The sequence below is a fragment of the Cupriavidus consociatus genome, from assembly GCF_017814975.1.
Lineage (GTDB): Bacteria > Pseudomonadota > Gammaproteobacteria > Burkholderiales > Burkholderiaceae > Cupriavidus > Cupriavidus consociatus.
Window position 1 is genome coordinate 58,964 of sequence record NZ_JAGIQA010000002.1, and the last position, 23,908, is coordinate 82,871.

Annotated in this window: 15 protein-coding genes; 7 read left to right on the forward strand and 8 right to left on the reverse strand. The window is 70.2% G+C overall.

Annotation, left to right across the window (positions count from 1 at the left end):
- Together J8I82_RS03465 and J8I82_RS03470 are read right to left on the reverse strand one after the other, a co-directional pair.
- Positions 1-9,285, reverse strand: coding sequence for a non-ribosomal peptide synthetase (locus tag J8I82_RS03465; RefSeq protein ID WP_209754461.1), 9,285 nt, complete (start codon positions 9,283-9,285; stop codon positions 1-3).
- A gap of 126 nt (positions 9,286-9,411) precedes the next feature.
- The gene (locus J8I82_RS03470; RefSeq protein ID WP_209754994.1) at positions 9,412-10,398 is read right to left on the reverse strand and encodes a TauD/TfdA family dioxygenase; all 987 of its coding nucleotides are present in this window, start codon (positions 10,396-10,398) and stop codon (positions 9,412-9,414) included.
- A 350-nt stretch (positions 10,399-10,748) separates the two neighbouring features.
- Here J8I82_RS03470 and J8I82_RS03475 point away from each other — a divergent pair, with 350 nt between their 5' ends.
- From J8I82_RS03475 to J8I82_RS03490, 4 genes are read left to right on the forward strand one after another with little or no spacing between them, the layout of a single operon-like run.
- The gene (locus J8I82_RS03475) at positions 10,749-10,955 is read left to right on the forward strand and encodes an MbtH family protein (protein ID WP_209754462.1); all 207 of its coding nucleotides are present in this window, start codon (positions 10,749-10,751) and stop codon (positions 10,953-10,955) included.
- The gene (locus J8I82_RS03480) at positions 10,952-11,776 is read left to right on the forward strand and encodes a thioesterase II family protein (RefSeq protein ID WP_209754463.1); all 825 of its coding nucleotides are present in this window, start codon (positions 10,952-10,954) and stop codon (positions 11,774-11,776) included. Before J8I82_RS03475 ends, J8I82_RS03480 begins: the two co-directional genes overlap by 4 nt.
- The gene (locus tag J8I82_RS03485) at positions 11,763-12,512 is read left to right on the forward strand and encodes a 4'-phosphopantetheinyl transferase family protein (RefSeq protein WP_209754464.1); all 750 of its coding nucleotides are present in this window, start codon (positions 11,763-11,765) and stop codon (positions 12,510-12,512) included. The genes J8I82_RS03480 and J8I82_RS03485 overlap by 14 nt, the downstream gene beginning before the upstream one ends.
- Before the next feature lie 54 nt (positions 12,513-12,566).
- Positions 12,567-13,991: a diaminobutyrate--2-oxoglutarate transaminase gene (locus J8I82_RS03490; protein ID WP_209754465.1), complete on the forward strand. Its 1,425-nt coding sequence runs from the start codon at positions 12,567-12,569 to the stop codon at positions 13,989-13,991.
- An 85-nt stretch (positions 13,992-14,076) separates the two neighbouring features.
- On the opposite strand, the gene aliA is transcribed toward J8I82_RS03490, so the two are convergent.
- The 4 genes from aliA to badH are packed head-to-tail and all read right to left on the reverse strand — an operon-like array spanning position 14,077 to position 18,548.
- Positions 14,077-15,717: a cyclohexanecarboxylate-CoA ligase gene (aliA, locus tag J8I82_RS03495; RefSeq protein ID WP_209754466.1), complete on the reverse strand. Its 1,641-nt coding sequence runs from the start codon at positions 15,715-15,717 to the stop codon at positions 14,077-14,079.
- Between the two features lie 51 nt (positions 15,718-15,768).
- Positions 15,769-16,920 (reverse strand): cyclohexanecarboxyl-CoA dehydrogenase, encoded by a 1,152-nt coding sequence (gene aliB / locus J8I82_RS03500; RefSeq protein ID WP_209754467.1) that lies wholly within the window; start codon positions 16,918-16,920, stop codon positions 15,769-15,771.
- Between the two features lie 26 nt (positions 16,921-16,946).
- On the reverse strand, positions 16,947-17,729 hold the full coding sequence (badI, locus tag J8I82_RS03505; RefSeq protein WP_209754468.1) for a 2-ketocyclohexanecarboxyl-CoA hydrolase: 783 nt from the start codon (positions 17,727-17,729) through the stop codon (positions 16,947-16,949).
- Positions 17,730-17,780: 51 nt separating this feature from the next.
- Positions 17,781-18,548 (reverse strand): 2-hydroxycyclohexanecarboxyl-CoA dehydrogenase, encoded by a 768-nt coding sequence (gene badH, locus J8I82_RS03510; RefSeq protein ID WP_209754469.1) that lies wholly within the window; start codon positions 18,546-18,548, stop codon positions 17,781-17,783.
- Positions 18,549-18,687: 139 nt separating this feature from the next.
- Here badH and J8I82_RS03515 point away from each other — a divergent pair, with 139 nt between their 5' ends.
- On the forward strand, positions 18,688-19,209 hold the full coding sequence (locus tag J8I82_RS03515) for a MarR family winged helix-turn-helix transcriptional regulator (protein ID WP_209754470.1): 522 nt from the start codon (positions 18,688-18,690) through the stop codon (positions 19,207-19,209).
- Between the two features lie 238 nt (positions 19,210-19,447).
- Positions 19,448-19,741: a GYD domain-containing protein gene (locus tag J8I82_RS03520; protein ID WP_209754471.1), complete on the forward strand. Its 294-nt coding sequence runs from the start codon at positions 19,448-19,450 to the stop codon at positions 19,739-19,741.
- 92 nt (positions 19,742-19,833) lie between these two features.
- On the opposite strand, the gene J8I82_RS03525 is transcribed toward J8I82_RS03520, so the two are convergent.
- Positions 19,834-21,264 (reverse strand): aldehyde dehydrogenase family protein, encoded by a 1,431-nt coding sequence (locus J8I82_RS03525; protein ID WP_209754472.1) that lies wholly within the window; start codon positions 21,262-21,264, stop codon positions 19,834-19,836.
- Positions 21,261-22,187 (reverse strand): NAD(P)-dependent oxidoreductase, encoded by a 927-nt coding sequence (locus J8I82_RS03530; RefSeq protein WP_209754473.1) that lies wholly within the window; start codon positions 22,185-22,187, stop codon positions 21,261-21,263. The genes J8I82_RS03525 and J8I82_RS03530 overlap by 4 nt, the downstream gene beginning before the upstream one ends.
- A 374-nt stretch (positions 22,188-22,561) precedes the next feature.
- Between J8I82_RS03530 and J8I82_RS03535 the strand changes: the two genes are divergently transcribed.
- Entirely contained in the window at positions 22,562-23,866 is a 1,305-nt protein-coding gene (locus tag J8I82_RS03535) for an MFS transporter (protein ID WP_209754474.1), read from the forward strand.
- Positions 23,867-23,908: the final 42 nt, after the last annotated feature.

The window sequence follows — 23,908 nt, forward strand, 5'->3', positions numbered from 1 at the left end:
TCAGGCACCGGCGTTCTCCTGCGGGCGCACGGCGGCAGGCTGGGCGTCCAGCCGCTTGCGGTCGAACATGTCGCCCATCGCCACCACGATCTTGCGCGGGCCTTCATAGGGATCGCGCGCATGCGCGGCCAGCATGTTGTCGAGCATCACCACATCGCCGTGCTGCCAGTCGAAGCGCACGGCGCAGGCTTCATACAGCTCGCCGATCAGCGCCATGGCCTCGTCGGGAATCGGCGTGCCGTCGCCGAACATCACGTGGCGCGGCATGCGCTCCAGGCCGACCATCTCGAGCAGGTCTTCGCGCACGTCAGCCTCCAGGCACGAGACGTGATGCAACTGCACCTGGTTGAAGAAGCTGCGCTCGCCGGTGACCGGATGGCTGACGATGGCGGGGCAAACGGCGCGGGTCTGCAGCACGTCGCCATCCAGCCAGCGGCAGTCGATGCCGGCGGCGCGGCAGCGCGCCTCGACTTCGGCGCGATCGTCGGTCTTGTAGAAGTCGCGCCAGTCCACGTCGAGCCGCGGCGTGAAGGTGCGCACGTACATCAGCTGCTTGCGGGCGAATTCTTCCGCCAGCGCCGGCGGCAGGCGTCGCAGCAGTTCGCGGCAGTCGACGATCGGCGTGGCGCCGCCCACGGCCGAGGGCAGCTCGCAGAAGAACCACTGCTTGCGCGGCCAGCGCTCCAGGTGCGCGCTTTCGTTGTGGTACAGGATCATCTGGCGCTCGGGGTACGGCGTGGAGCGGTAGGTGTTGCGCCCGCCCTCCTTCTTGGGCAGATCGCCATAGCTGCCGTACAGGCCGGGGTGCATGGCTTCGGCGAAGGCTTCAAAGGCCTGCGGGTTGGGCAGGTCGAAGCCGCGGAAGACAATGCCTGCGTGCCGGTGCAGCGTCGCGGCGACCAGCTCGCGCGAGCGCGCGGCCCACGCGACCGGGTCCAGGCCCGGCACCGCCGGCTCGATCACGACGGGGAAGGCTTCGCCGGCGCGCAGCGGGCGCAGCCGCACCTGGCTGGCCGGATCGGCTGCACCCGCCTGCCGCCCCGGCGCTGCGGGCGCAGCGGCAGCCGGGCGTGGCCTCGCCAGCGACTTGAGTTGGTCGAGCTTGGCCGCCATGCGTTGGCTGGTTTCCATGGTTCGGGACTCCTCGGGTTTCGGTTTTGACGGGCGCGCGGCGCCCGGGACATGTGCGGCAGCGCGGTCGGCGGGCTGGTCCGGCGCGCGCAGCAGCGCTTCCAGGGTGGCCAGCCATTCGGCGGCGAAGCGCGCCACGGTGGCGGATTCGAACAGCGCGTTGGCAAAGACCCAGTCGCCGCGCAGCGGCGCCGCTTCCTGATCGCTCTCGGGTTCCAGGAACAACGCCATGTCGAACTTCGACGTGCGTTCGATGGGCGGCAGCATCCGGGCCTCCACGCCGGGCATGCCGAATTGCCCTGCCGGGGTGTTCTGCAGCACGAACAGCGCCTGCACCAGCGGGTTGCGGCTGCGGTCGCGCGGCACGCCCGCCGCCTCGACGATGCGGTCGAACGGCAGGCCGTCGTGCTCGAAGGCGGCCAGCACGTCGCGCCGGCACGCCGCCAGCACATCGCGGAAGCTGGCGCCGGTGATGCGGCGCGAGCGCAGCGGCAGCACGTTGACAAAGAAGCCGATCAGCGGCTCGAGCGCGGCATCGTGGCGGCCGGCAACGTCGGTGCCGAGCAGCAGGTCGTCCATGGCGGTCGCGCGGTGCAGCCAGCACTGGAAGCTGGCCAGCAGCACGATGAATGGCGTGACCTGCTCGGCCCGCGCCAGGGCATGCACCTGCCACATGCGCTCGCCGTCGATCCGCAGCGCCACGGCGTCGCCTTCCATGCGCGCCACCGGCGGGCGCGCCCGGTCGGCCGGCAATGCCAGCGCCGCCGGTGCGCCGGCAAGCGCGCCGCGCCAGTAGCTGGCGAGCCGCTCCAGCGCGGCGCCGCGCAGCCAGTCGCGTTGCCACGCGGCATAGTCGGCGTATTGCAGCGCCAGCGGCGGCAGCGGCGCGACCTGCCCCGGCGCCAGCGCGTGCCGGTAGCCGTGGGTGATCTCGTTGACCAGCAGGCCGACCGACCAGCCGTCCGACACCAGGTGGTGCATGGCGACCAGCAGCACGTGTTCCTGCGGCGCGCAGCGCAGCAGCGTGGCGCGCCACAGCGGCGCGTGGCCAAGGTCGAACGGGCGCGATGCGTGTTCCTGCATGGCTTCGCGCAGGGCCGCCTTCCGCGCTTCGGGCGCTTCGGGCACCAGCGCCTGCAAATCGATCACGGCCAGGGCGATGTCGGCCACGGCATCGATGCGTGCGTAGGGCTCGCCATCATCGTCGGGATAGGCGGTGCGCAGGATCTCGTGGCGCGCCGCCACGGCTGCCAGCGCCTGGCGCAGGGCGGCGAGTTCCAGCGGTCCGCGCAGGCGCAGCGCGCCGGCCATGTTGTAAGCCGCTCCGGCGTTGCCCTGCAGGCGTTCGACCAGCCACAGACGCTGCTGCGCCAGCGATACCGGCATGCGCGCGGCGCGCGGTACCGGAACCAGCGCCGGCATCGCCGCCACAGGCGTGGCGCCATCCAGCCGTGCGGCGAAGTCGCACAGCACCGGCGCCTCGAAGACATCGCGTAGCGTGGCCTGCGCATGGCCCGCGGCGCGCAGCCGCGCCACCACGCGCGTGGCGACCAGCGAATGGCCGCCCAGACGGAAGAAATGGCTGTCGCGGCCGATGCGCACGCCCGGCAGCAGCGCCTCCCAGATGCCGGCGACAGCCTGCTCGGTGGGCGTGGCGGGCGGTGCCCCCTCCTGCGCCACCACCTGCGGCGCGGGCAGGGCCTTGCGGTCGAGCTTGCCGTTCGCATTGAGCGGCCACGACGGCATGCATACCCATGCGGACGGCACCATGTACACGGGCAGCCGCGACGCGACGCTGGCAGACAGCTCGGCTTCCAGCGCGTCGTGCTCGGGCTGCGCCTGGCCAGCTTGCGGCTGCCAGTACGCGGTCAGCCATTCGGTGCCGGCGGCACGGTGCACCGTTACCAGCGCCTGGCGCACCGCCGGATGCGCGGCGAGCACGGCTTCGATCTCGCCCAGCTCGACGCGGTAGCCGCGCAGCTTGACCTGGAAGTCCTTGCGGCCGATGTATTCGAGTACGCCGTCTTCGCGCCAGCGGCCGAGGTCGCCGGACAGGTAGCGGCGGCTGCCGGGCGCGCCGGTCGGGTCCGGCACGAAGGCCGCTGCGGTGCGGCGCGGGTCGGCGAGGTAGCCGCGGCCGACGCCGGCGCCGGCCACCGCGATTTCGCCCACCACGCCGGGCGCGGCGAGATTGCCGTCGGCATCGAGCACCTGCAGCACGGCATTGGCGGTCGGGCGGCCGATCGGCACGGTGTCTGCGGCTTGCGCCGCCTGCGCCAGCGCGTCGGCGCGCAGGGAATGGAACGCCACGTCGTCCGAGCATTCCGCCGGCCCGTAGGCGTTCATCAGCGGCACGCCCGGATAGCGGCCCAGCCAGGCATGCGCAGTGGCGGGCGGCAGCGCCTCGCCGGTCGGCAGTACCCAGCGCAGCGCGGGCAGCGATGCGTAGAGGCCTTCGGCGTCCTGGCAGTCGAGCATGGCCTGCAACAGCGACGGCACCGGCTCGAACAGCGTCACGTTGCGCTGCGCCAGCAGCGCGGTGAGTGCGGCGGGATCGCGCACGACGTCGTCGGCGATGATCTCCACGCGTGCGCCGAACACCGGCGCGGCCAGCGCCTGCCAGACCGAGATATCGAAGCACGGCGGCGCGGTCTGGGCGATCACGTCGCCGTCGCCCAGCCCCAGCGGCACGACTTTGGCCAGCATGTTGTTGAGCATGCCGGTGCGCGTGACCATCGCGCCCTTCGGCACCCCGGTCGAGCCGGAGGTGAACAGCACGTAGGCGAGCTGTGCGGGATGCGTGGGCACGTCTGCAGCAAGCGCCGCCCCGGCTTCCAGTGCAGGCAGCGTGGTGGCACCTGCAACGCCGGCGGTGTCCAGCGCGGCCACGCCGCGGGCATCCGTCAGGATCTGGGCGGCCCTGGCCTGCGCCAGCACCTGCTGCCAGCGTGCCGCGGGATGGCTGACGTCGAGCGGCACCCACGCCGCGCCGGCGCGCAGGATGCCGGCCAGCGCGATCAGCCAGTCCAGCCCGCGCGGCAGCAGCACCGCGACGAGATCGTCCGGGCGCACGCCGGCGGCGCGCAGGCCACCGGCGACGCGGCCGGCGCGCTCCCACCAGTCGCCATAGCTCAGCGCCTCGGCGCCGCAGTGCGCCAGCACCCGCTGCGGATGCGCGGCCACCTGGCGTGCGACCCGCTGCACGTAGTCGTCCTGCAAGGCGGTGAGCGCCACGCTGGTGTCGTCGCTCGCGCTCCATGCCTGCAGCCTGGCACGCGTGGCGCCATCAAGCATGTCGACGGCGCCCACGCGCGCGGTCCCGGCGGCCAGCGATCCCAGCACGGCGGCGTAGGCGTCCATCCATTGCGCCAGCCGGTGCGCCTGCACGCGCGCGGCATCGCAGGTGAAGCGGATGATGAAGCGGCTGTCGGGCATGACCTCCAGCGTCAGGCCGTAGTGGGTCTGCTCGATGTTGTCGTGCTGGCGCAGGCGCAGCCCGGCCACCTCGCGCGCGCGGTCGCCGAGGTCGGGCAGGTTCTGGAACACCATCAGCGTATCGAACAGTGCGCCGCCGATGCCTGACTCGGCCTGGATCTCGGCGAGCGCAGCGTGCTCGAACTCGCGCATCGCCACGGCGGCGTGCTGGGTTGCCTGCAGGTAGTGCGCCACCGCCAGCGCGCCTTGCGGACGCAGCCGCAACGGCAGGGTGTTGATGAACACGCCCAGCATGCGCTCCGCGCCTTCCAGCCCCGCGGGGCGGCCGGCCGAGGTCACGCCGAAGACGATATCGTCGCTGCCGGCGTGGCGCGACAGCACGATGCCCCACGCCGCCTGCATCACGGTGTTGAGCGTGACGCGGTGCGCGGCGGCCAATGTGCGCAGGCTGGCGTCGAGGCCCGCTGGCAGAACGAGATCGCGGCACAGCGGCGTGGACCGGCCGTGCGCGCTGGGCGGGGCAATGCCCGGCAGCACGCTCGGGCCGGCCAGGCCGGCGAATGCCGCGCGCCAGAAGGCCTGCCGCGCGCGCGCGGGCTGTGCCGCGAGCCAGGCGATGTAGTCGCGGTACGGACGGCGCGGCGTCGGGACATGCGCCGGATCGGCATAGCGGGCCAGCGCCTCGTCAAGCAGTTGCACCGAGCCCCAGCCGTCGACGATCAGGTGGTGCCGGCTCCAGACCAGCCACCAGCCCGCGTCGCCGGTGCGCAGCAGCGCCAGCCGCATCAGCGGCAGCCCGGCGGGGTCGAAGCCGCGCGTGCGGTCGGCCCGGCACCAGTCCGCCAGTTGCACGGCCTGCGCGTCGGCGTCGGCGCCGCGCCAGTCTTCCACCGTCACCGGCAACGTGGCGCGCGCATGCACGCATTGCAGCGCGCGGTCGCCGCCCGCTTCACCTGCCGCGGCAAAGGTGGTGCGCAGGATCGGGTGTTCGTCCAGCAGCGCCTGCCAGGCGGCGGCCATGCGTCCGGTGTCGAGCGGACCGTCGACCTGCAGCACCAGCTGGTTGACATAGGTTCCGTTGCCGCCATCGCGCAGGTGGTGGAACAGCAGGCCTTCCTGCAGCGGCGACAGCGGGTAGGCATCTTCGATATTGGCCGCTTCGCCACGCAGCCGCTCCAGCGCCTGCGCATCGCAGCCGCTCAGCGCGAAGGGCAGCGGCGCCGCGGGCGTGGCAGCCGCGCTGGCTGATTTTTCGCGCCCGGCGAGATGGGCGGCCAGGCGTGCCAGCGTTGGATGCGCGAACAGGTCCTTCGGCACCAGCACCAGCTGCTGCGCGCGCGCCCTGGCGACGATCTGCAGCGCCAGGATGGAATCGCCGCCGAGCGCGAAGAAGTCGGCATCGCGGTCGACCTGCTCGCGTTGCAGGATTTCGCGCCACAGTGCTGCCAGCGCCTGTTCGATGGCAGCCGCCTGCGTGTCGGCCGGTGCCGCGTTCGTGCGCAGCGCGGCGGCCAGCGCCCCCGGGGTGGGATGCGCGAACAGCAGCCTGGGCGTCAGCGGCAGGCCCGCCTTGCGCGCCTGCGCGACCAGTTGCAGTCCGAGGATGGAGTCGCCGCCCAACGCGAAGAAATTGTCGTCGGCGCCCACCGTTTCGCGTCCCAGCACGCCAGCCAACAGGCGTGCCAGCGTCGCCTCGGTCTCGTCGCGCAATGCCGCCCGCGACGGTGCCGCGGTTTCGCCCGGCACGGCAGGCAACGCCTTGCGGTCGACCTTGCCGTTGCGCAGCCGCGCGAAGCCCTCGCACGGCACGAACACCGCGGGCAGCATCGGCGCCGGCAGCGCGGCGGCCATGGCGGTGCGCAGCGTATCGAGATCCTGGCCGGCGTCGGACACCAGGTAGGCAACCAGCCGCAGCCCTTCACCTGCCGGCGACGCCTGCGCCAGTACCACGGCATCGCGCACGCCCGGCGCTTGCCGCAGCCAGGCTTCCACTTCGCCGGGCTCGACGCGGAAGCCGCGGATCTTGACCTGTGCGTCGGCACGGCCGAGGAAGACGATGGCGCCGGCTTCGTCCATGCGCACGCGGTCGCCGGTGCGGTACAGGCGGCCGCCCGGCTCGAACGGGTCCGGCACGAAGCGCTCGGCGGTCAGCGCGGGGCGGCGCAGGTAGCCGCTGCCGACGCCGGCGCCGCCGATAAAGAGCTCGCCCACCGCGCCGCGCGGCACGCGGTTCAGGTGGCGGTCGAGCACGTAGGCGCTGACGCCGGCAAGCGGCTGCCCGACGGGAATTGCCCCAGCCGCAGCGGCGTCGGGCACCGCATGCGTCAGGCAGCCGACCGTGGTTTCTGTGGGGCCGTAGTGGTTGACCACGCGGCATGCCGGGCGCAGCGCCTGCACGCGCGCCACCAGCGCCGCATCGAGCGCCTCGCCGCCGAACACCAGGCACTGGCGCGGCACCAGCCGCGCCGGATCGGCGACGGCCAGCAGCGCGCGCAAGTGCGACGGGACGATCTTCAGGCAATCGGCCGGCCGCGCTGCGAGGGCTTCGGCGAGCGCTTCGGGATTCTCGCCCAGCGCGTCGTCCAGCACGCGTAGCGTGTGGCCGCCGAGCAGCGCGCCGAACCACGCGGTGTGGCCAAGGTCGGCCGTGACCGAGGACAGCGACGCCAGCGACGACCCTGCCGGCAGCGCCAGCGCGTGCAGCACGCCGGCCGCGTAATGTGCGAGGTTGCCTTGCGTGACCACCACGGCCTTGGGCGTGCCGGTCGAGCCGGAGGTGTAGATCAGGTAGGCGGGCTGTGCCGGAGCGGCGGCAGGCCATGCCGCAGCGCTGGCTGCGTCATGGCTCGCGAGCGAGGCGACATGCCAGGCGGCACCCGGCATGGTTTGCGCCAGCCACTGCGGCCGCGCGCCCTCGCCCACCACGGCGGCCAGGCCCGCATCGGCGGCCAGTTGCGCCAGCCGCGCCGCGGGCATGCCGGCGTCGAGGCACAGGAAGGCGGCGCCGGCCTTCCATGCGCCGAGCATGGCTGCAGCCATGCGCGCGCCGCGCGGCAGCAACAGGCCGACCACCTCGCCGGGTTGGACACCACCGCCGCGCAGGCTTGCGGCGAGCGCGCCCGCGGCGCGGTCGAGCGCGGCGTAGCTGCATTGCGCATCGGCGGCATCGACGGCGAGCCGCTCCGGATGCGCGCGCACGCCGGCCTCGAAGGCCGCCAGTGCTGTGGCGTGCCGCCCGATGCGGCCTGCACGCATGTCGGAGAGCAGTGCGGCCTCATACAGCGGCAGGTCCCCGACACGCGCGTCGGCGTTGTCGAGCACGGCATCCACCGCCGCGCGCAGCGTGGCGACCAGGCGCTGGATGGTGTGCGCGTCGAACCGGTCGGCGTCATAGCGCCATTGCCCGCGCAGGCGATCGCCTTCGTCCTGCCAGCGCAGGTTCATGTCGTTGGCCGCGCCGCGCTGCGTGGCGAGGTATTCGCGCACCAGGTAGCGGCCCAGCACATTGCGCGGCCCCACCGGCACGAAGGTGGTCATATGCCGAAACAACGGCCCCTCCCCGCCCATGCGCGCCAGCGGGTACTGCTGGTGGCGCAGCGCGCCGCGCATCTGGCGGGCGCAGTCGCGCACCACCGCGGCAAAGGCCGGATTGGCGGAGAAGTTTGCGCGCAGCGGCACCGTGTTCAGCGTAAAGCCGATCAGGTCGGCGGACTGCGCGCCAGAGCGGCCCGCGGTCGGCGTGCCGATCAGGAAGTCATCCTCGCCACTGGCGCGGTGCACGACGGTCTTGAACAGCGCCAGCATCACCACAAAGACGCTGACCTGCAGCCGCGTTGCCAGCTCGCGCAGGCCGGCCGTCTGCTGCGGCGTGAGGTGGAATTCGAGTTCGGCGCCGCGGTGGCGCGCTTCCGCGCTCCACGTGCCGGGCAACGCCGGCGCCGCGGGCGCGTCTTCGAGCACGCCCTCCCAGTGCGCGCGCAGCGTGGCGCCGCGCGGGCCCGCCAGCAGCTGCCGCTGGCGCACCAGCCAGTCGCGGTAGCGGCCGGCTTGCGACGCCATCGGCGCTTCGCCGGCGCACAGCGCATCGTAGGTGGCGAAGATCTGGTCGCAGACCAGTTCGAAGCCGAGGTAGTCGCCGGCGATATGGTGCATGCCCGCACACATCCACATGCGCTCGGCGCCGCCCGCCTGGCGCGAGACCATAAAGCGGAATCGGCAGACCTGCCCCGCATCGGGATCGAAAGGCTCGTCGGCTTCGCGCTCGAACCAGGCGTGCAGGCCGGCTTCGTCGAGGCCGTCGGCGCGGGTCAGCGACACCTCCGCGGCAAAGCCCGCGGGGCGTGCCATCACGATCTCGCCGTCTTCCTCGATAAAGCCGCTATGCAGCGCCTCATGGCAGTCCACCACGTGGCGCACCGCCTGTTCGAGCAGTTCGAAGCGCAGGGCAGCCGGGATCTCGATGGCGAACACCATGTTGTAGGCGGCGCTGTGCGGATGGCGGCGCTGGAAGGCCAGCAACGCGAGCTGGCCGGGGCCAGCGGGATAGCGGTCGAAATAGCCGGGATGCGCGGCCAGCCAGGCATCGGCCTCGGCAGCGCGGGGGGCCAGCAGCTCGGCCGCGGCCTGCTGCGCATCGGTGCCGGCCGCGCTGTCGCCGGCCACACGCCAGCGCCCGTCCTGCAGGCGCAGGCGCACGCCTTCGGCGCGCAGGGTTCGCATCAGGGCGCCAGTTTCGGCCGGCAAGGGAGCTTCGGAAGACGACATGGCGAAAACGTTGGAGATGACGGGTCCCCGCCGCGCAGGCGCAATCTGCACGGCCGGGAGTGATCGGAAGGGAAACGCGCCTCAGCCCAGTCCGGGCGGCGCGGGTTCGGCCATGGCGACGATCACGCGGCGCGCGCCGGTGAAGGTGCCGCGCCCGTGGGCGGCAAGCATGTTATCGAGCATCAGCACGTCGCCCTGCTGCCAGGGGAAGCGCACCGTGCATTGGTCCAGCGTGGCGCGGATCGACGCCAGGGCATCGTCTTCCAGCGGCGCGCCGTCGCCGTAGACGACATTGCGCGGCAGTTCGTCGACGCTGCCGACCACGGCCATCAAGGCCTCGCGCACATGCGGCGCCAGGTTCGACACATGGAACAGGTGGGCCTGGTTGAACCACACCATCTCGCCAGTCACCGGATGGCGCGCGACCGCCTGGCACAGCTGGCGCGTGCGCAGCTCGCCGTCGGGCTTCCATTCGAACTCGATCTGCTGCGCGCGGCAGAAGCGCGCCACCTGCGCGCGGTCTTCGGTGTTGAAGGCACGCTGCCAGCTCAGGTCGAGGCCGTTGCCGTAGTTGCGCACGTACATCAGCCGGCGTTGCGCAAAGCGCTCGCGGATAGCGGGGTCGAGGCGCTGGTAGACCAGGCGGCTGTCGGCGATCGGCGTCTCGCCGCCGGTTTCGCTCGGCTGCACGCAGTGGAACCAGATTTTCATCGGCCACTGCAGCGTGTACGACTGCTCGTTATGCAGCGGGATCACCTGGTGCGCCGGGTATTCGGTCGAGGTGTAGACGCCCTCCCTGAGCTGCGAGCGCGGCGTGGAGCCGAACTCGTAGCTCAGCAGCGGATGGCCGAACGCGCTGGCGAAGGCGCGGAACGCGGCATCGTCATCGAACCGGAAGCCGCGGAACAGCACGCCGCCGACGCGAGGCAGATGCTCGGCGGCAATCGCCGCCATGGCATGGAACTGGCCGCGCCAGTCGGTGCCGCCGTCAGGCGTGACCACCAGGGGCAGTGCGCCTTGCGCCGACAGCGGGGCGGTACGCAGTCCGCCTGCGCTGGCGGCGCTCATCGAGGCGGCTGAGGTTGCGGCGGTAGCCACGCCGGCAGCGGCGCGATGGTCCGCCCGGAGGTCGGCGATGGTACTGGTCGTGTCCATATCCCTGTTGCCTCTACGGGTGCGTTCGCGAGGCCAGTGGCGGCCTGAGAGTCAATGAGGCCAACGGGGGCAGCCACGCGAACAATGTCTGCACATTGAAAGTGTGAAGCGAGTGTAGCGTAATTATTTACGAATGGAAATACAAATCATTATCATTTACGATGTCGTTGCACGAGTTGTCTCGAATGTTCGCCGCGCCGTCGCGGCGTACTGGCTTGCCTGCACCGCGATTGCGTTTCCACACCACCAGAAGGAGCATTGCCATGAGCTGGGACCATCCCGACACGCGTTTCCATGTCGTCCGCAATGAAGAAGGCCAGTACTCGATCTGGCCCGACTACAAGCCCGTCCCCGCAGGATGGGAAAGCACCGGCTTCCAGGGCAGCCGCGATGCGTGCCTGGCCCATATCGACACGGTCTGGACCGACATGCGCCCGCTCAGCCTGCAGCGCGCGCTGTCCGGCGCATGAGCGCGCCGCTGCCGCTGCGCGAGCGCTGGTTTGCCGTGATGCCCGGGCGGGCAAGCGATGCCGCGCATGCCGAGGCTGCGCGCGTGCGCCTGTACTGCCTGCCCTATGCGGGCGCCGGCCATACCGCCTACCACGGCTGGCGCGACACGCTGCCGGCGCCGGTCGAGCTCGCGCCGGTATGCCTGCCCGGACGCGGCATGCGCACGGCGGAGGCGCATGCCGCATCGATCGAAGAACTGGCCACGGCCCTGGCCGCGGCGATCGCGCGCGCGGCGCGCACCGAAGCGCCGCGCTTTGCGCTGTTCGGGCACAGCATGGGCGCCCTGCTCGGCTTCGAAACCGCACGCGTGCTCGAAGCCGTGCACGGCCTTTCTCCCGCGGCGCTGGTGGTGTCCGGGCGCGGCGCGCCGGCGCTGCCGTCGGCGCGGCCTCCGTTCAGCACGCTGCCTGACGGCGCCTTCGCCGACGTCATCGCCGCGATGGGCGGCATGCCGGCGGAGATCCGCGAAACCCCGGAAGCGCTGGCGTTTTTCCTGCCGGTGCTGCGTGCCGACATCGCGCTGTGCGAGCGCTGGCGCTACGCCCGCGGCCCGCGCCTGGGCTGCCCGATTACCGTGCTGGGCGGCCAGGACGACGTTCACGCGCCGCCGGCGATGCTGGCGGCCTGGCGCGACGAAACCCTGCACGACTGCCGCCAGCAGGTCTTCGCGGGCGGGCACTTCTTCCTGCACGACGCCGCGCCCGCGGTGCTGGACGCCATTGCGCAGGCGGTGCTTGGCACCGCGGCGCTCAGCGGAGAAACCGGCCATGCGCTTGCCTGACCTCGCCGCGCCGTCGCACGACGACATCCACGTGTGGCACGTAGCGGCCGATGCGCCGGCGGATTCCGCCACGCTTTCGGCCGTGCTTTCGGCCGACGAGCACGCCCGCGCCACCGCGTTTCGCCAGGCCGCAGACCGCAACCGCTTTACCGCGGCGCGCACGGCATTGCGTACGCTGCTGGGCGGCTGCCTGGGGCTGCCGCCCGCCGCCGTCCCGCTGGCCGCCAACGCCTTCGGCAAGCCCGTGCTTGCCACGGGCCCGCAGGACCCGTCCCTGCACTTCAATGTCAGCCACAGCGGCGCGCGCGCGGTGATCGCACTGTCGCGCGCGCCGGTCGGCATTGACATCGAAGCCTTGCGTGCCGGCATGGCCTGGGCGGACTGGCGCGACAGCGCCGCCGTGGCCTGCGCGCCCGATGAAATGCACTGGCTCGCCGGGCTGGCGCAGCGGCAGCCGGAGCACGCCATGCTTGGCTTCCTGCGGCTATGGACCGCCAAGGAAGCATGCAGCAAGGCGCTCGGCACCGGCCTGTCGGCGTCGCCGCAAGCGGTGCGCGTGGCGCTGCCCGGCAGCGCCGAATGCGTGCCGCCGCTGGCGCGCGCCGGCGCCGGTGTCTGGTATCTGCACGATGCCGGCGGCGGTCCGCGCTATGTGGCATGCGTGGCCACGCCGCTGGCGGCCGTGCGCGTCGTGCAACGGCAATACCCTCCGCGCTGCGCCAGTGCCAACCCTTGATCCAGTCCTTGCAGTCAACGCCCCCGTACAACGCCCTCCGCTAGGAACGACACCATGACGCCTCCCTCGCTCGCCACGCTCGCCCACGGCCAACCCGCGCCGTTCTCCGCCGGCGCCTTTGCCCGGCAAGCACCGATCCGGCTCGACGACAACGCCTACCTGCAGCGCCAGTGCGCCCGCGAGTCGAACGCCCGCTCTTACCCGCGCCGCATCCCGCTGGCGCTGGAACAGGGCTACGGCGTGTACCTGCGCGATACCAGCGGCCAGCTCTTCATCGACTGCCTGGCCGGCGCCGGCACGCTCGCGCTCGGCCACAACCACCCGGCGGTGGTGCGCGCGCTGCGCGATACGCTCGACAGCGGCCTGCCGCTGCATACGCTTGACCTGGCCACGCCGGTCAAGGACCGGTTCATCGACGACCTGTTCGGCCTGCTGCCGGCCGAGTTCGCCGCGCGCGCCCGCATCCAGTTCTGCGGCCCGACCGGCGCCGACGGCATCGAAGCCGCGCTCAAGCTGGCCAAGACCGCGACCGGCCGGCACACCGTGCTGAGCTTCGCCGGCGGCTACCATGGCATGACCCACGGCACGCTGGCCCTGATGGGCAACCTTGGGCCCAAGGCGCCGCTGGGCGCGCTCGGCGCGAGCGTGCAGTTCCTGCCGTACCCGTATGACTATCGATGCCCGTTCGGCCTGCGCGGCGAAGCCGGCATCGATGCCGGGCTGCGCTATATCGAGCAGATGCTGTCCGATCCCGAGTCCGGCGTATTGCCGCCGGCGGCGGTTGTGGTGGAAGCGGTGCAAGGCGAAGGCGGCGTCATCCCCGCGCCGGCACGATGGCTGCGCGAACTGCGCCGCATCACGCGCGAGCGTGGCATCGCGCTGGTGCTGGACGAAGTGCAGACCGGGCTGGGCCGCACCGGGCGCATTTTCGCGTTCGAGCATGCCGGCATCGTGCCCGACGTGCTGGTGCTGTCCAAGGCGATCGGCGGCGGGCTGCCGATGTCGGTGGTGATCTACGATGGCGCGCTCGACGCGTGGCAGCCGGGCGCGCATGCCGGGACTTTCCGCGGCAACCAGCTGGCGATGGCGGCGGGCTCGGCCACGATCCGCGCCATCGCCGCGCAGGGGCTGGTGGCACATGCCGACGGCATGGGCCAGCGGCTGGCAGCGAGGTTGCGCCAGTTGCAGCCGGACTTCGCCGCAATTGGCGAGGTGCGTGGGCGCGGGCTGATGCTTGGGGTGGAACTGGTGGATGAGCGTGCCGAACCTGACGTGGTCGGCGCGTACCCCGCCGATGGCGACTTTGCGCGTACCGTGCAGCGCGAATGCCTGCAGCGCGGGCTGATCGTCGAGCTTGGCGGGCGCCATGGGGCGACGGTGCGGTTCCTGCCGCCGCTGGTCATCGACGAGGCTGAGGTGGATCTGGTGGGTGAGTTGTTTGGCGAGGCGCTTGGGGCCGCTACGCGGGTGTTACGGTAGGCGTGCTTGACACGCGCCGGCCCTCTCCCCCTGCCGCTCTCCCGCAAGCGGGAGAGGGGAGCAAACCGGCGGCTACAGCACAGTTTTACAGCGATTCCCGCAACAAATCGCGCAGCCTGAACTTCTGGATCTTTCCCGCCGGCGTCGCCGGCAAGGCGTCGCGCACGACGAGCTTTTCCGGGATGTACTGCAGCGCCATCTTCTGCCCCTTGAGCCAGTCCACCATCGCCGCGTGGTCGAAGTCATGCCCGGCGCGCGGCACCACAAAAGCGCAGGCACGCTCGCCCAGCCGTTCGTCGGGATAGGCGACGATCGCCACCTGCGCCACCGCGGGATGGCGGTACAGCAGGGTCTCGACCTCCAGCACGGGAATGTTTTCGCCGCCGCGGATGATCACGTCCTTGCTGCGGCCGGCGATGCGCAAATACCCCTCGGCATCGAGCCGGGCCAGGTCGCCGGTGTCGAACCAGCCGCCGGCATCGGTGCCGTTCAGCTGCGGGCGCTTCAGGTAGCCGCCGAAGTTGGAGCAGGCGCGCACCAGCAGCCGGCCGGTCTCGCCAACCGGCACGTCCTCGTCGGCGCCGTCGACGACGCGGATTGCAACCCCGGGCAGCGGGCGGCCATCGGTTGTCGACGCGCGTTCGACGCTGTCCTCCGGCAGCGTCGTGGTGACCGCACCGTTCTCGGTCATGCCCCATGCGGATACGATCTTCGCGCCCAGCGCCTGCCGCGCCTGCTCGACCAGCGCGCCCGGAATCGGCGCGCCCGCGCACAGGAAGATGCGCAGGCTCGGCACAGTCGCGCCGGACTCGGCCACCACGCGCGCCAGGTCCGTGAGGAAAGGCGTGGAGCCCATGGTAAAGGTCACGCCTTCGTCGCGGATCAGCGCGGCGGCGCGTGCCGGGTCCCAGATGTCCTGCAGCACCGCGTGCGCGCCCAGCACCACCGGCATCATCATGCCGTACATGAAGCCGGTCTGGTGCGCCATCGGCGACGCCATCAGCACCACGTCGTCGCCGCCGAGACGGAGCCGGCCGGCATAGGCGACGATGTTGGAGAAGAGCGTGTTCGCGGTATGCATCACGCCCTTGGGCTCGCCGGTGGTGCCGGAGGTGTAGATCAGCTGCGTGACGTCATCCGGACCGGGGCGGCTGCGCTGCAGGATGGAGGCGGCATCCGGGGCGTCTTCCCAGGATGGCCCGCTGAGCAGCGCCTCGAAACTGTCCTCGCCCTCGCCATCCGCCACGACGATATGCCGCAGCGCGGGCAACACATCGCGCAAACCCCCCAGCATCCGCGCATGGTCGAAGCCGCGGAACACCTTCGGCACCACCACCACCTTGCTTTGCGCGTGCGCCAGCATGAACGACAGCTCGCGCTCGCGGAAGATCGGCATGACCGGGTTGAGCACCGCGCCCACGCGCGCGCAGGCCAGGTACAGCACGCTCAGGTGCCAGCCGTTGGGCAGCTGGCATGAGACCACGTCGCCCGCGACGATGCCAAGGCGGGAGAGCCCCACCGCCACGCGGTCGGCCATGCGCGCCAGTTCCTGCCAGGTGAAGCGCGTCAGGACCTGCCGGTCGATACTGAGCGCCGTCAGCGCGGGCGCGTCGGGGCGGTCCCGCACGCAGGCGGCAAGATAGTCGTTGATGGTACGGTCCTGCCAGTGCCCGGCGGCAATGCTGGCGGCACGGCGCGGCGCGATCAGTATTGGGTCGAAATCCATGGCGGTCTCCTCATTGTTGTGTGCTGCCAGTCGTTGCGACGGGCGCGCGCGTCAGGCCGGTACCGCTTCGCGGCCCGCGCGCGTGCGCGCGATGATGGTCTTCATGATCTGCGCGGTGCCGTCGCCGATCTGGAAGCCGAGCACGTCGCGCAGGCGCTGCTCCATCACGCCGCGGTCATAGCCGCCGTGGCCGAAAGACAGCAGGCACTGGTGCACCACGTCGTAGGCCAGCTTGGGCGCCCACCACTTGCACATCGCCGCCTCGGCGGTATGCGGCAGCCCCCGGTCCTTCAGCCACAGCGTCTGCAGGCACAGCAGGCGCGCACCCTGCACCTGGGTTTCGAAGTCGGCCAGCGGATGCGACACGCCCTGGAACGCCGACAGCGGCTTGCCGAAGGCCTGGCGCTCGGCCACATAGGCCCAGGTCTCGTCCAGCGCCACCTGCGCCACGGCCAGCACCTGCAGGCCAATCAGCGCGCGCGAGAAATCGAAGCCCTGCATCACCTGCACGAAGCCCTCGCCTTCCTTGCCGAGCAGATGGCTCGCCGGCACGCGCACGTTCTCGAAGAAGATCGAACCGCGCCCGATGGCGCGCTGGCCATGGCAGTCGAAGCGGTTGCGCGTGACGCCCGGCAGGTCCATCGGCACCAGCAGTGCCGACACGCCGCGCGCGCCCGCCTCGACTGAACCACTGCGCGCGAACACCACCGCGGCATCGGCCTGGTCGGCGGCGGAGATCGAAGTCTTCTCGCCGTTGAGCACGTAATAGTCGCCATCGCGCTCCATGCGCAGGCGCAGGCTGGCCGCGTCAGAGCCGCCGCGCGGCTCGGTCAGCGCGATCGCCAGCAGCGCTTCGCCGCGCGTCAGGCGCTGCAGCCACGGGCCGCCGATCTCCGGCCGCGCATGGTGCGCCAGGATCTGCCCGTTCAGCGAAGCCAGCAGGTTGATATACGACAAGCTCAGGTCGGCGCGCGCCACCGCTTCGTGGATCACGCCGGCCGCGAGCGAGCCCATGCCCTGCCCGCCATACTGTTCCGGCAACTCGGGCGCGATAAAGCCCATCTCGCCCATTTCGCGCATCAGCGCGCGGTCGAGCACGCGGGAACGGTCTCGCTCCAGGTAGCCGGGCGCGACGCGCGCGTCGGCAAAGCGGCGGGCATGTTCGGCCAGCGCCGACAGGTCTTCGTCAAGGTAGGGATTCATGGTCATCTCCGCGCGGTCCGGTCGGCTTACTTCGCGTACTTGCGGAAGTCCGGCTTGCGCCTTTCCTGGAAGGCGCGCACGCCTTCGCGCGATTCCTCGGTGTCGTAGTAGAGCTTGAGCGCATACATGCCCATGCCGGCAATGCCGCTCTGGTGCGCCGTGTCCATATTGAACGAGCGCTTGGCGATGGCGAGCGCGGTCGGGCTCTTTTCCATGATTTCGTCGCACCACTTCTGCACTTCGGCGTCGAGCTGCTCGTGCGGCACCACGGCGTTCACCAGCCCCATCGCCAGCGCCTCGGCGGCGGGATAGCGGCGGCACAGGTACCAGATCTCGCGCGCCTTCTTCTCGCCGACCACGCGTGCGAGGAAGGCCGTGCCATAGCCCGGGTCGACCGAGCCGACGCGCGGGCCGACCTGGCCGAACACGGCCTTGTCCGAAGCAATGGTGAAATCGCAGATCGTGCACAGCACGTTGCCGCCGCCAATGGCATAGCCCTGCACGCGCGCGATCACCGGCTTGGGCACGTCGCGGATGGCGTTGTGCAGTTCTTCCATCGGCAGGCCGATGGTGCCGCGGCCGTCGTACTGGCCTTCGTGCGCGGACTGGTCGCCACCGGTGCAGAAGGCCTTCTCGCCGGCGCCGGCCAGCACGATGGCGCCGATCTCGCGGTCATAGCCGGCGCGGTTGATGGCGTGGATCAGTTCGTCGCAGGTGCGGCCGCGGAAGGCGTTCATCTTTTCCGGGCGGTTGATGATGATCCAGGCCGCGCCGTTGCGCACTTCATAGAGGATGTCGTCGTATTGCATGGTGGTCTCCGTGCTTCGCTTGGTTGTTCGCTTGCGTTGGTATGGCCGCGCTCAGCCGTTCATGGTCAGGCCGCCCGACACGCTCAGCACCTGGCCGGTGATGAACGCCGCATCGTCGCCGGCGAAGAACAGCACCGCGCCGGGCAGGTCATCGGGCTGGCCGATACGGCCCAGCGGGATCGAGCGGGTAAAGGCTTCCACCAGCTTCTCGGGGTTGCCCGCGCCGTGCTTGTAGTCTTCGAACAGCGCGGTCTCGGTCGGCCCCGGGCACACCACGTTCACGGTGATGCCGTGGCGCGCATGCTCGCGCGCAATGGTCTTGGAGAACGACACCAGCCCGCCCTTGCACGCGGCATACACCGCTTCGCCGGAAGAGCCCACGCGCGCGGCATCGGAGGCGATATTGACGATGCGCCCGCGCTTGCGCGCCACCATGCCGGGCAGCACCGCGTGGTGCATATGCAGGGCGCCGGTCAGGTTGATGGCGATCAGCCGCTCCCACTGCGCCGGCTCGGTCTTGACGAAGGGACGGAACACGTCCCAGCCGGCGTTGTTGACCAGCACGTCGATGGGGCCCAGCTGCTGCTCCACCGCTGCTACCGCCGCGTCGACGCTGGCGCGATCGGTAATGTCGCAGCGCACTGACAATGCGCGGCCGCCACCATCGCGGATCTGCGCCGCCACGCGTTCGCCTGCCTCCGGGTTCAGGTCAAGCACGCCGACCGCCGCACCCGCACGCGCAAAACGCAAACAGGTTGCGCCGCCGATACCGCCACCACCGCCGGTCACGATGACCGTCTTGCCTTCGAGTCCTTGCACAGCCGTTCTCCTTTCAGGGTTCCGGTGCTATCGTGCCGGCGGTGCCGCCGCCACACGCCCCGTTAATTACGTAAATATATTGGCGTATAATAGGTGCGACCGGCACCGTGCGCAAGGCATCAATCCTTTGGAAACGACTATGGTTAACCCCGACAAGGTAGGCGAACTCCCCACCAACGCCCGCATGGAACTGGCCAACCGGCTGTTCTTCCGCCTATACCAATGCGCAAACATGTTGCATAAAACAGGGTCGCGGGCAGTCGAAGCCGAAGGCCTGACGACGCAGCAGTGGGCAGTGCTGGGCGCGCTGTCGCGTCCGGAAGCCGCCGATGGCATGAGCGTCGGCGACCTGGCGCGCTACCTGATGGTGAGCCGTCAGAACCTGTCGGGGCTGGTCAGCCGCATGGAACGCGACGGTCACGTGACGCTGGCGCCGGACGGGCGCGACCGCCGCTCGCGGCTGGTGCGGATGAGCGAGCCGGGCCGCGAAGTGTGGCTGCACCAGGCGCAGCCGAAAATCCGGCAGTACTACGAGCACGCGCTGGACGGGTTCTCGACCAACGACCTGACGCATACGCTGCATTACCTGCTGAAGCTGCTGGACAACATGCGTGCGCTGGATACGCCGGACGGCGGCGAAAGCGGACCGATGCAGGACTGAGGCGGTCGGCTGTATCAGGGCTGATACACACCGGGCCGCCACGCGGTGGCCGGCGCGGCGGCATCACCCCCCACGCGGCGCGCCACGGCGGCTGGCGCGCGATATGCGTCGGCATGGGGTTGCTCAGGCACCCGGGTGCTGCGCCGGGAAGTCCTGAACCACTGCCCCGGCTCGCTGCGATAAAGTGCCTGCGCGGCCGGGACGGCGTTCGATCAATCCCTTTACCGGAGATCCCGCCATGACCCGCTACATCGTGCTAGCCAGCTTCACCGACCAGGGCATCCGCGCCGTCAAGGACACCACCAAGCGCGCCGCCGCGGTGCGCGAAATGGGCGCGCGCTTCGGCGTGCAGATGAAAGACATCTTCTGGACACTGGGCAAATACGACATCGTGCTGACCGTCGAGGCGCAGGATGATGCCAGCATGATCGCCTTCGGCATGGCGGTCGGCGCGCTGGGCAACGTGCGCACGCAGACGCTGCGGGCATTCGATGTCGACGAGATGCAGGCGATCCTCGGCAAGATGAGTTGAGCCGCCTGCGCACTGTCCCCGCAATGAAGAACGCCCGCCGAGGGCCTGGCGGGCGTTGTCGCTTGTGGTTCCTGCGCGGCGATCCCGTGCGCCTACAGCCGGATGATCACGGACTTGAGTTGCGTGTAGTGCGCAAGCGCCTCCACGCCTTGCTCGCGCCCATAGCCGCTCTGCTTGAAGCCGCCGCAAGGCGTCTGCACAAACCCGCCGCTGTATTCGTTGACGACGATGCGGCCCGCCTCGAGCGCGCCGGCGACGCGATGGACACGGCCGATATCGCGGCTCCAGATTCCCGCGGCCAGCCCGTAGTCCGAGTCGTTGGCGATGCGCACGGCATCCGCCTCATCGTCGAACCGGATCACGCAAAGCACCGGACCGAAAATCTCTTCGCGCGCGATCTCCATGTCATTGGTGACCCCCAGGTAGACCGTCGGCTCGATATACCAGCCGCCCTCGCCGCCTCGCACCCGTGCCAGGCGGCCGCCGGCCGCCGGCACCAGTCCGAGACGCCGCGCGGTATCGAAGCTCTGCTGCACCTTGTCGAACTGCGCACGCGTCGTCATCGGCCCATACGTCGCGTCATGGTCGGCACCGACGCGAACGCCTGCCACCGCGCCCAGCAGCTTGTCGACAAAGGCATCGTGGACCGATGACTGGACCAGCAGGCGCGTGCCTGCCGCGCACCACTGGCCGCCGTTCCAGGTGAAGGCGGTGGTGCAACCCCTGGCCGCGGCATCCAGGTCGGCATCGGCAAAGACGATGTTGGCCGACTTGCCGCCCAGTTCCAGCGTCAGCGGCAGCATGCGGTCGGCCGCGAGGCGCCCCAGTTCCCTGCCCGCGCGCGTGCTGCCGGTGAACGAGATCTTGCGCACGTCGCGATGTTCGGCCATTGCAGGTCCCAGCACCGGCCCCGATCCGACCACGACGTTCAGCACCCCCGGCGGCAGGCCCACTGACTCTGCCAGCCTGGCGAAGGCCACCAGCGAGCCGGAGGTGAACTCCGACGGTTTGGCCACGACCACGTTGCCGGTGGCAAGCGCCGGCGCGATCGCACGGGCAGCCTGGTGCAGCGGGGCGTTCCACGGCAGGATCACGCCGATCACGCCGAAAGGGTCGCGCCGCGTGTAGATGTGGTAGTCCGGCCCGGCGTTGATCAGCTCGCCATCCATGGTGTTGACGATGCCGCCGTAGAACTCGAAATACTGCGCGACCAGCGCCATCAGTTGCGGCATCTCGCGGCCAGGCTTGCCGGTCTCGATGCTTTCGAGGCTGCCAAGCGTCGCCACGCTCTCGCGCACCGCGCGGCCGATTTCGACCAGGATGCGGCCACGTTCGGCGGGACGCATGGCACGCCAGGCCGGCAGCGCCGCCGTTGCCGCGGCCACGGCAGCATCCATCTCGGGCTTGCCGCTGTCGGCCACCTGGCACAACGCTGCGCCGGTGCGCGGGTCGGTTTTCTCGATGAATCGGCCCGTCGAGGGCGCCATGTCCTCTCCGCCGATGTAGTTCAACACCTGGTTCATTGCTGCTCCTTGATACGGCCTTGCGTGCCGGCCGGCCCGATGGTCGCGCCAGCCAGCTTTTCCAGTTGCTGGACGACGCGCGTCATGTCGTCGCTGCCGGCGCCGTCGGCCACCGCTGCATCGAAGAACTGCTTGACCACGGAAGTTGCGAACATCGGTGCACCGACGGCCTCGGCCTCGCCAAGCGCCAGCCGCAGGTCCTTGCGCATCAGGTCCATGCGGAAGCCGAAGTCGAACCTGCGCGACAGCACCTTGTCAGCGAGCAGCGTCTGCACGGCAAAGCCGCGCGCGGTCGTGCTGCCGGACAGCACCTGCAGGATGGCCTCCGCCGGAATGCCTGCCTTGACGCCGAACAGCACCGCCTCGGCGGCTGTCACCAGCGCCGATCCCGCGATCATGTTGTTGATGAGCTTGAGCGTCTGGCCGAGGCCCGGTCGTTCGCCCAGGTAAGAGATATTGCGCGCGAAGGCCTCGAAAGCCGGCTGCGCGGTGGCGAAGGCCGCGGCATCGCCGGAAGCCATCACGCTCAGCGATCCCGCTTCGGCCCCCGCCACGCCGCCGGCCAGCGGGGCGTCGAGCGCTTGGATACCGTGCCGTGCCAGAACGGCAGCGATCCGGCGTGCCACGCTCGGGCCGGTGGTCGAATGGTCGACGAAGACCTTCACGCCGCGCGCGCCGGCAATGCCTTCCGCGCCGATGGCAACCTGCTCGACCACATCGGGCGTCGGCAGGCAGGCCATCACCACCTCGGCGCAATCGCCCACGTCGCGGACGTTTTCGCCGCGGATCGCGCCGGCGCGGACGAGGTCATCGACCGCGCCGGCATTGCTGTCGTATACGGTCACCGCAAGGCCGTGGTTCAGCAGGTGCCGGGCCATGTGCCTGCCCATGGCGCCGAGTCCGACAAACCCGAATGTCGTCATGCGTGTCTCCTTGTTGTTGCTGCTGGCGCAGCGTCTGACGGCATCAAGGACACTGGCTCCGCCTCTGACTGTACCCCTGACTGTGCCCCTGACTGTGGACCGGATACTAAGAGCGCGGCCGCGCAGCTTCAAACGACTTTTCCGGACCGATGGATTGAGTTTTGCTCAACCGTGCGACGCGCTTGCCGGCATAAGCTGCCAGCCCTCGCTCGCTTGATGAAAACTCAATTGTCGCGACCAAAAAACTCGTTTGAACCCCCAACGCTCGCCCCTCTACGATGCGCGAACGTGTCGAGGCGGCATACCGCCAAACACGCCGATGCGCTTTGCCTGCATGGCGGCGCAATGCCAACAAGACGATTCAAGGAGACGGCATGGAAACGACCCTGCCAGCAGATGATGCAGTCGACCGACCGGTCCCGCTGACGCGCGCGCAGCGCAAGGCGATTGCGGCGGCGACGCTCGGTACCATCGTGGAGTTCGCCGACTGGGTGATCTACGCCACCTTCGCCTCGCTGTTCTCGCGGCATTTCTTTCCGGCCCACAACGAGATGGTGTCGCTGCTGTCGGCATTTGCCGTGTTCGCGGTCGGCTTCATCATGCGGCCGGTCGGCGGCGCCGTGCTGGGCGCGTATGCCGACCGCCACGGGCGCAAGAAGGGGCTGACGCTGTCGGTGGCGCTGATGGCGGGCAGCACCGTGGTGATCGCGCTGTGTCCGGTCTACGAGACCATCGGCATGGCGGCACCAGTGATCCTGGTGCTGGCCCGGCTGGTGCAGGGCTTCGCGGCCGGCGGGGAATTCGGCTCGGCGTCGACGTACCTGGTCGAATCGGCCGCGCCTTCGCGCCGGGCCTTCGCGGGTTCATGGCAGTACTTTGGCATCAACGCCGGCGTGCTCGTCGCGGCGCTGATCGGCTACCTGCTGACGCGCACGCTGGATGCGCAGGCGATGTCGGCATGGGGCTGGCGGCTCGGCTTCCTGATCGCGGGGCTGATGGGACTGGTGGCGCTGTGGATCCGGCTCTCGGTCGCGGAAACGGAGGCCTTCACGCGCAAGGTCGCGCACCATGCCGCCGCGCACCCGTCGCTGCTGGTCGTCACCCGGCACTGGCGCGAGTCGCTGCGCGTGATCGGCATCGCCATGGCGGGCAACCTCACGCTCTACCTGTGGCTGGTGTTGTTCCCGACCTTCGCGCATGTGCGCACGGGGCTGAGCCTGCAGGACGCGTTCAGCGCCAGCGTGATTTCCATCATCCTGTCGCTGTTTGCGATCCCGCTGATCGGCAAGCTCGCGGACCGCATCGGGCGCAAGCCCGTGCTGATGGCGTTCGCGGGCGGGTCGGCGCTCTTTGCCTGGCCCGGGCTGCATTTCCTGGCGAACGATTTCTGGGTGGCGACCACCATTGTCAGCATCGGCATGCTGCTGTCATGCGGCTATGCCGCTACCGCCGCGGCCGTCATGGCCGAGCAGTTCCCCTCCGAGGTGCGCGCGACCGGCGTGGCGCTGCCATATGCGATCTCGGTCACCTTGTTTGGCGGGACCCTGCCTTACATCATGACGTCGATGTCAGGCGCGGGCTCGGCCGACTATAGCTGGATCTATATCGCCGCGGTGTGCGTGACGGGGTTCCTGGTGTATGCGTTCATGCCGGAGACGAAGGGGAAAGCACTGGCGTAGCGCAGGGACGCGGTGGTGCTTCGCCCGCCGCGCAGGCGAAAC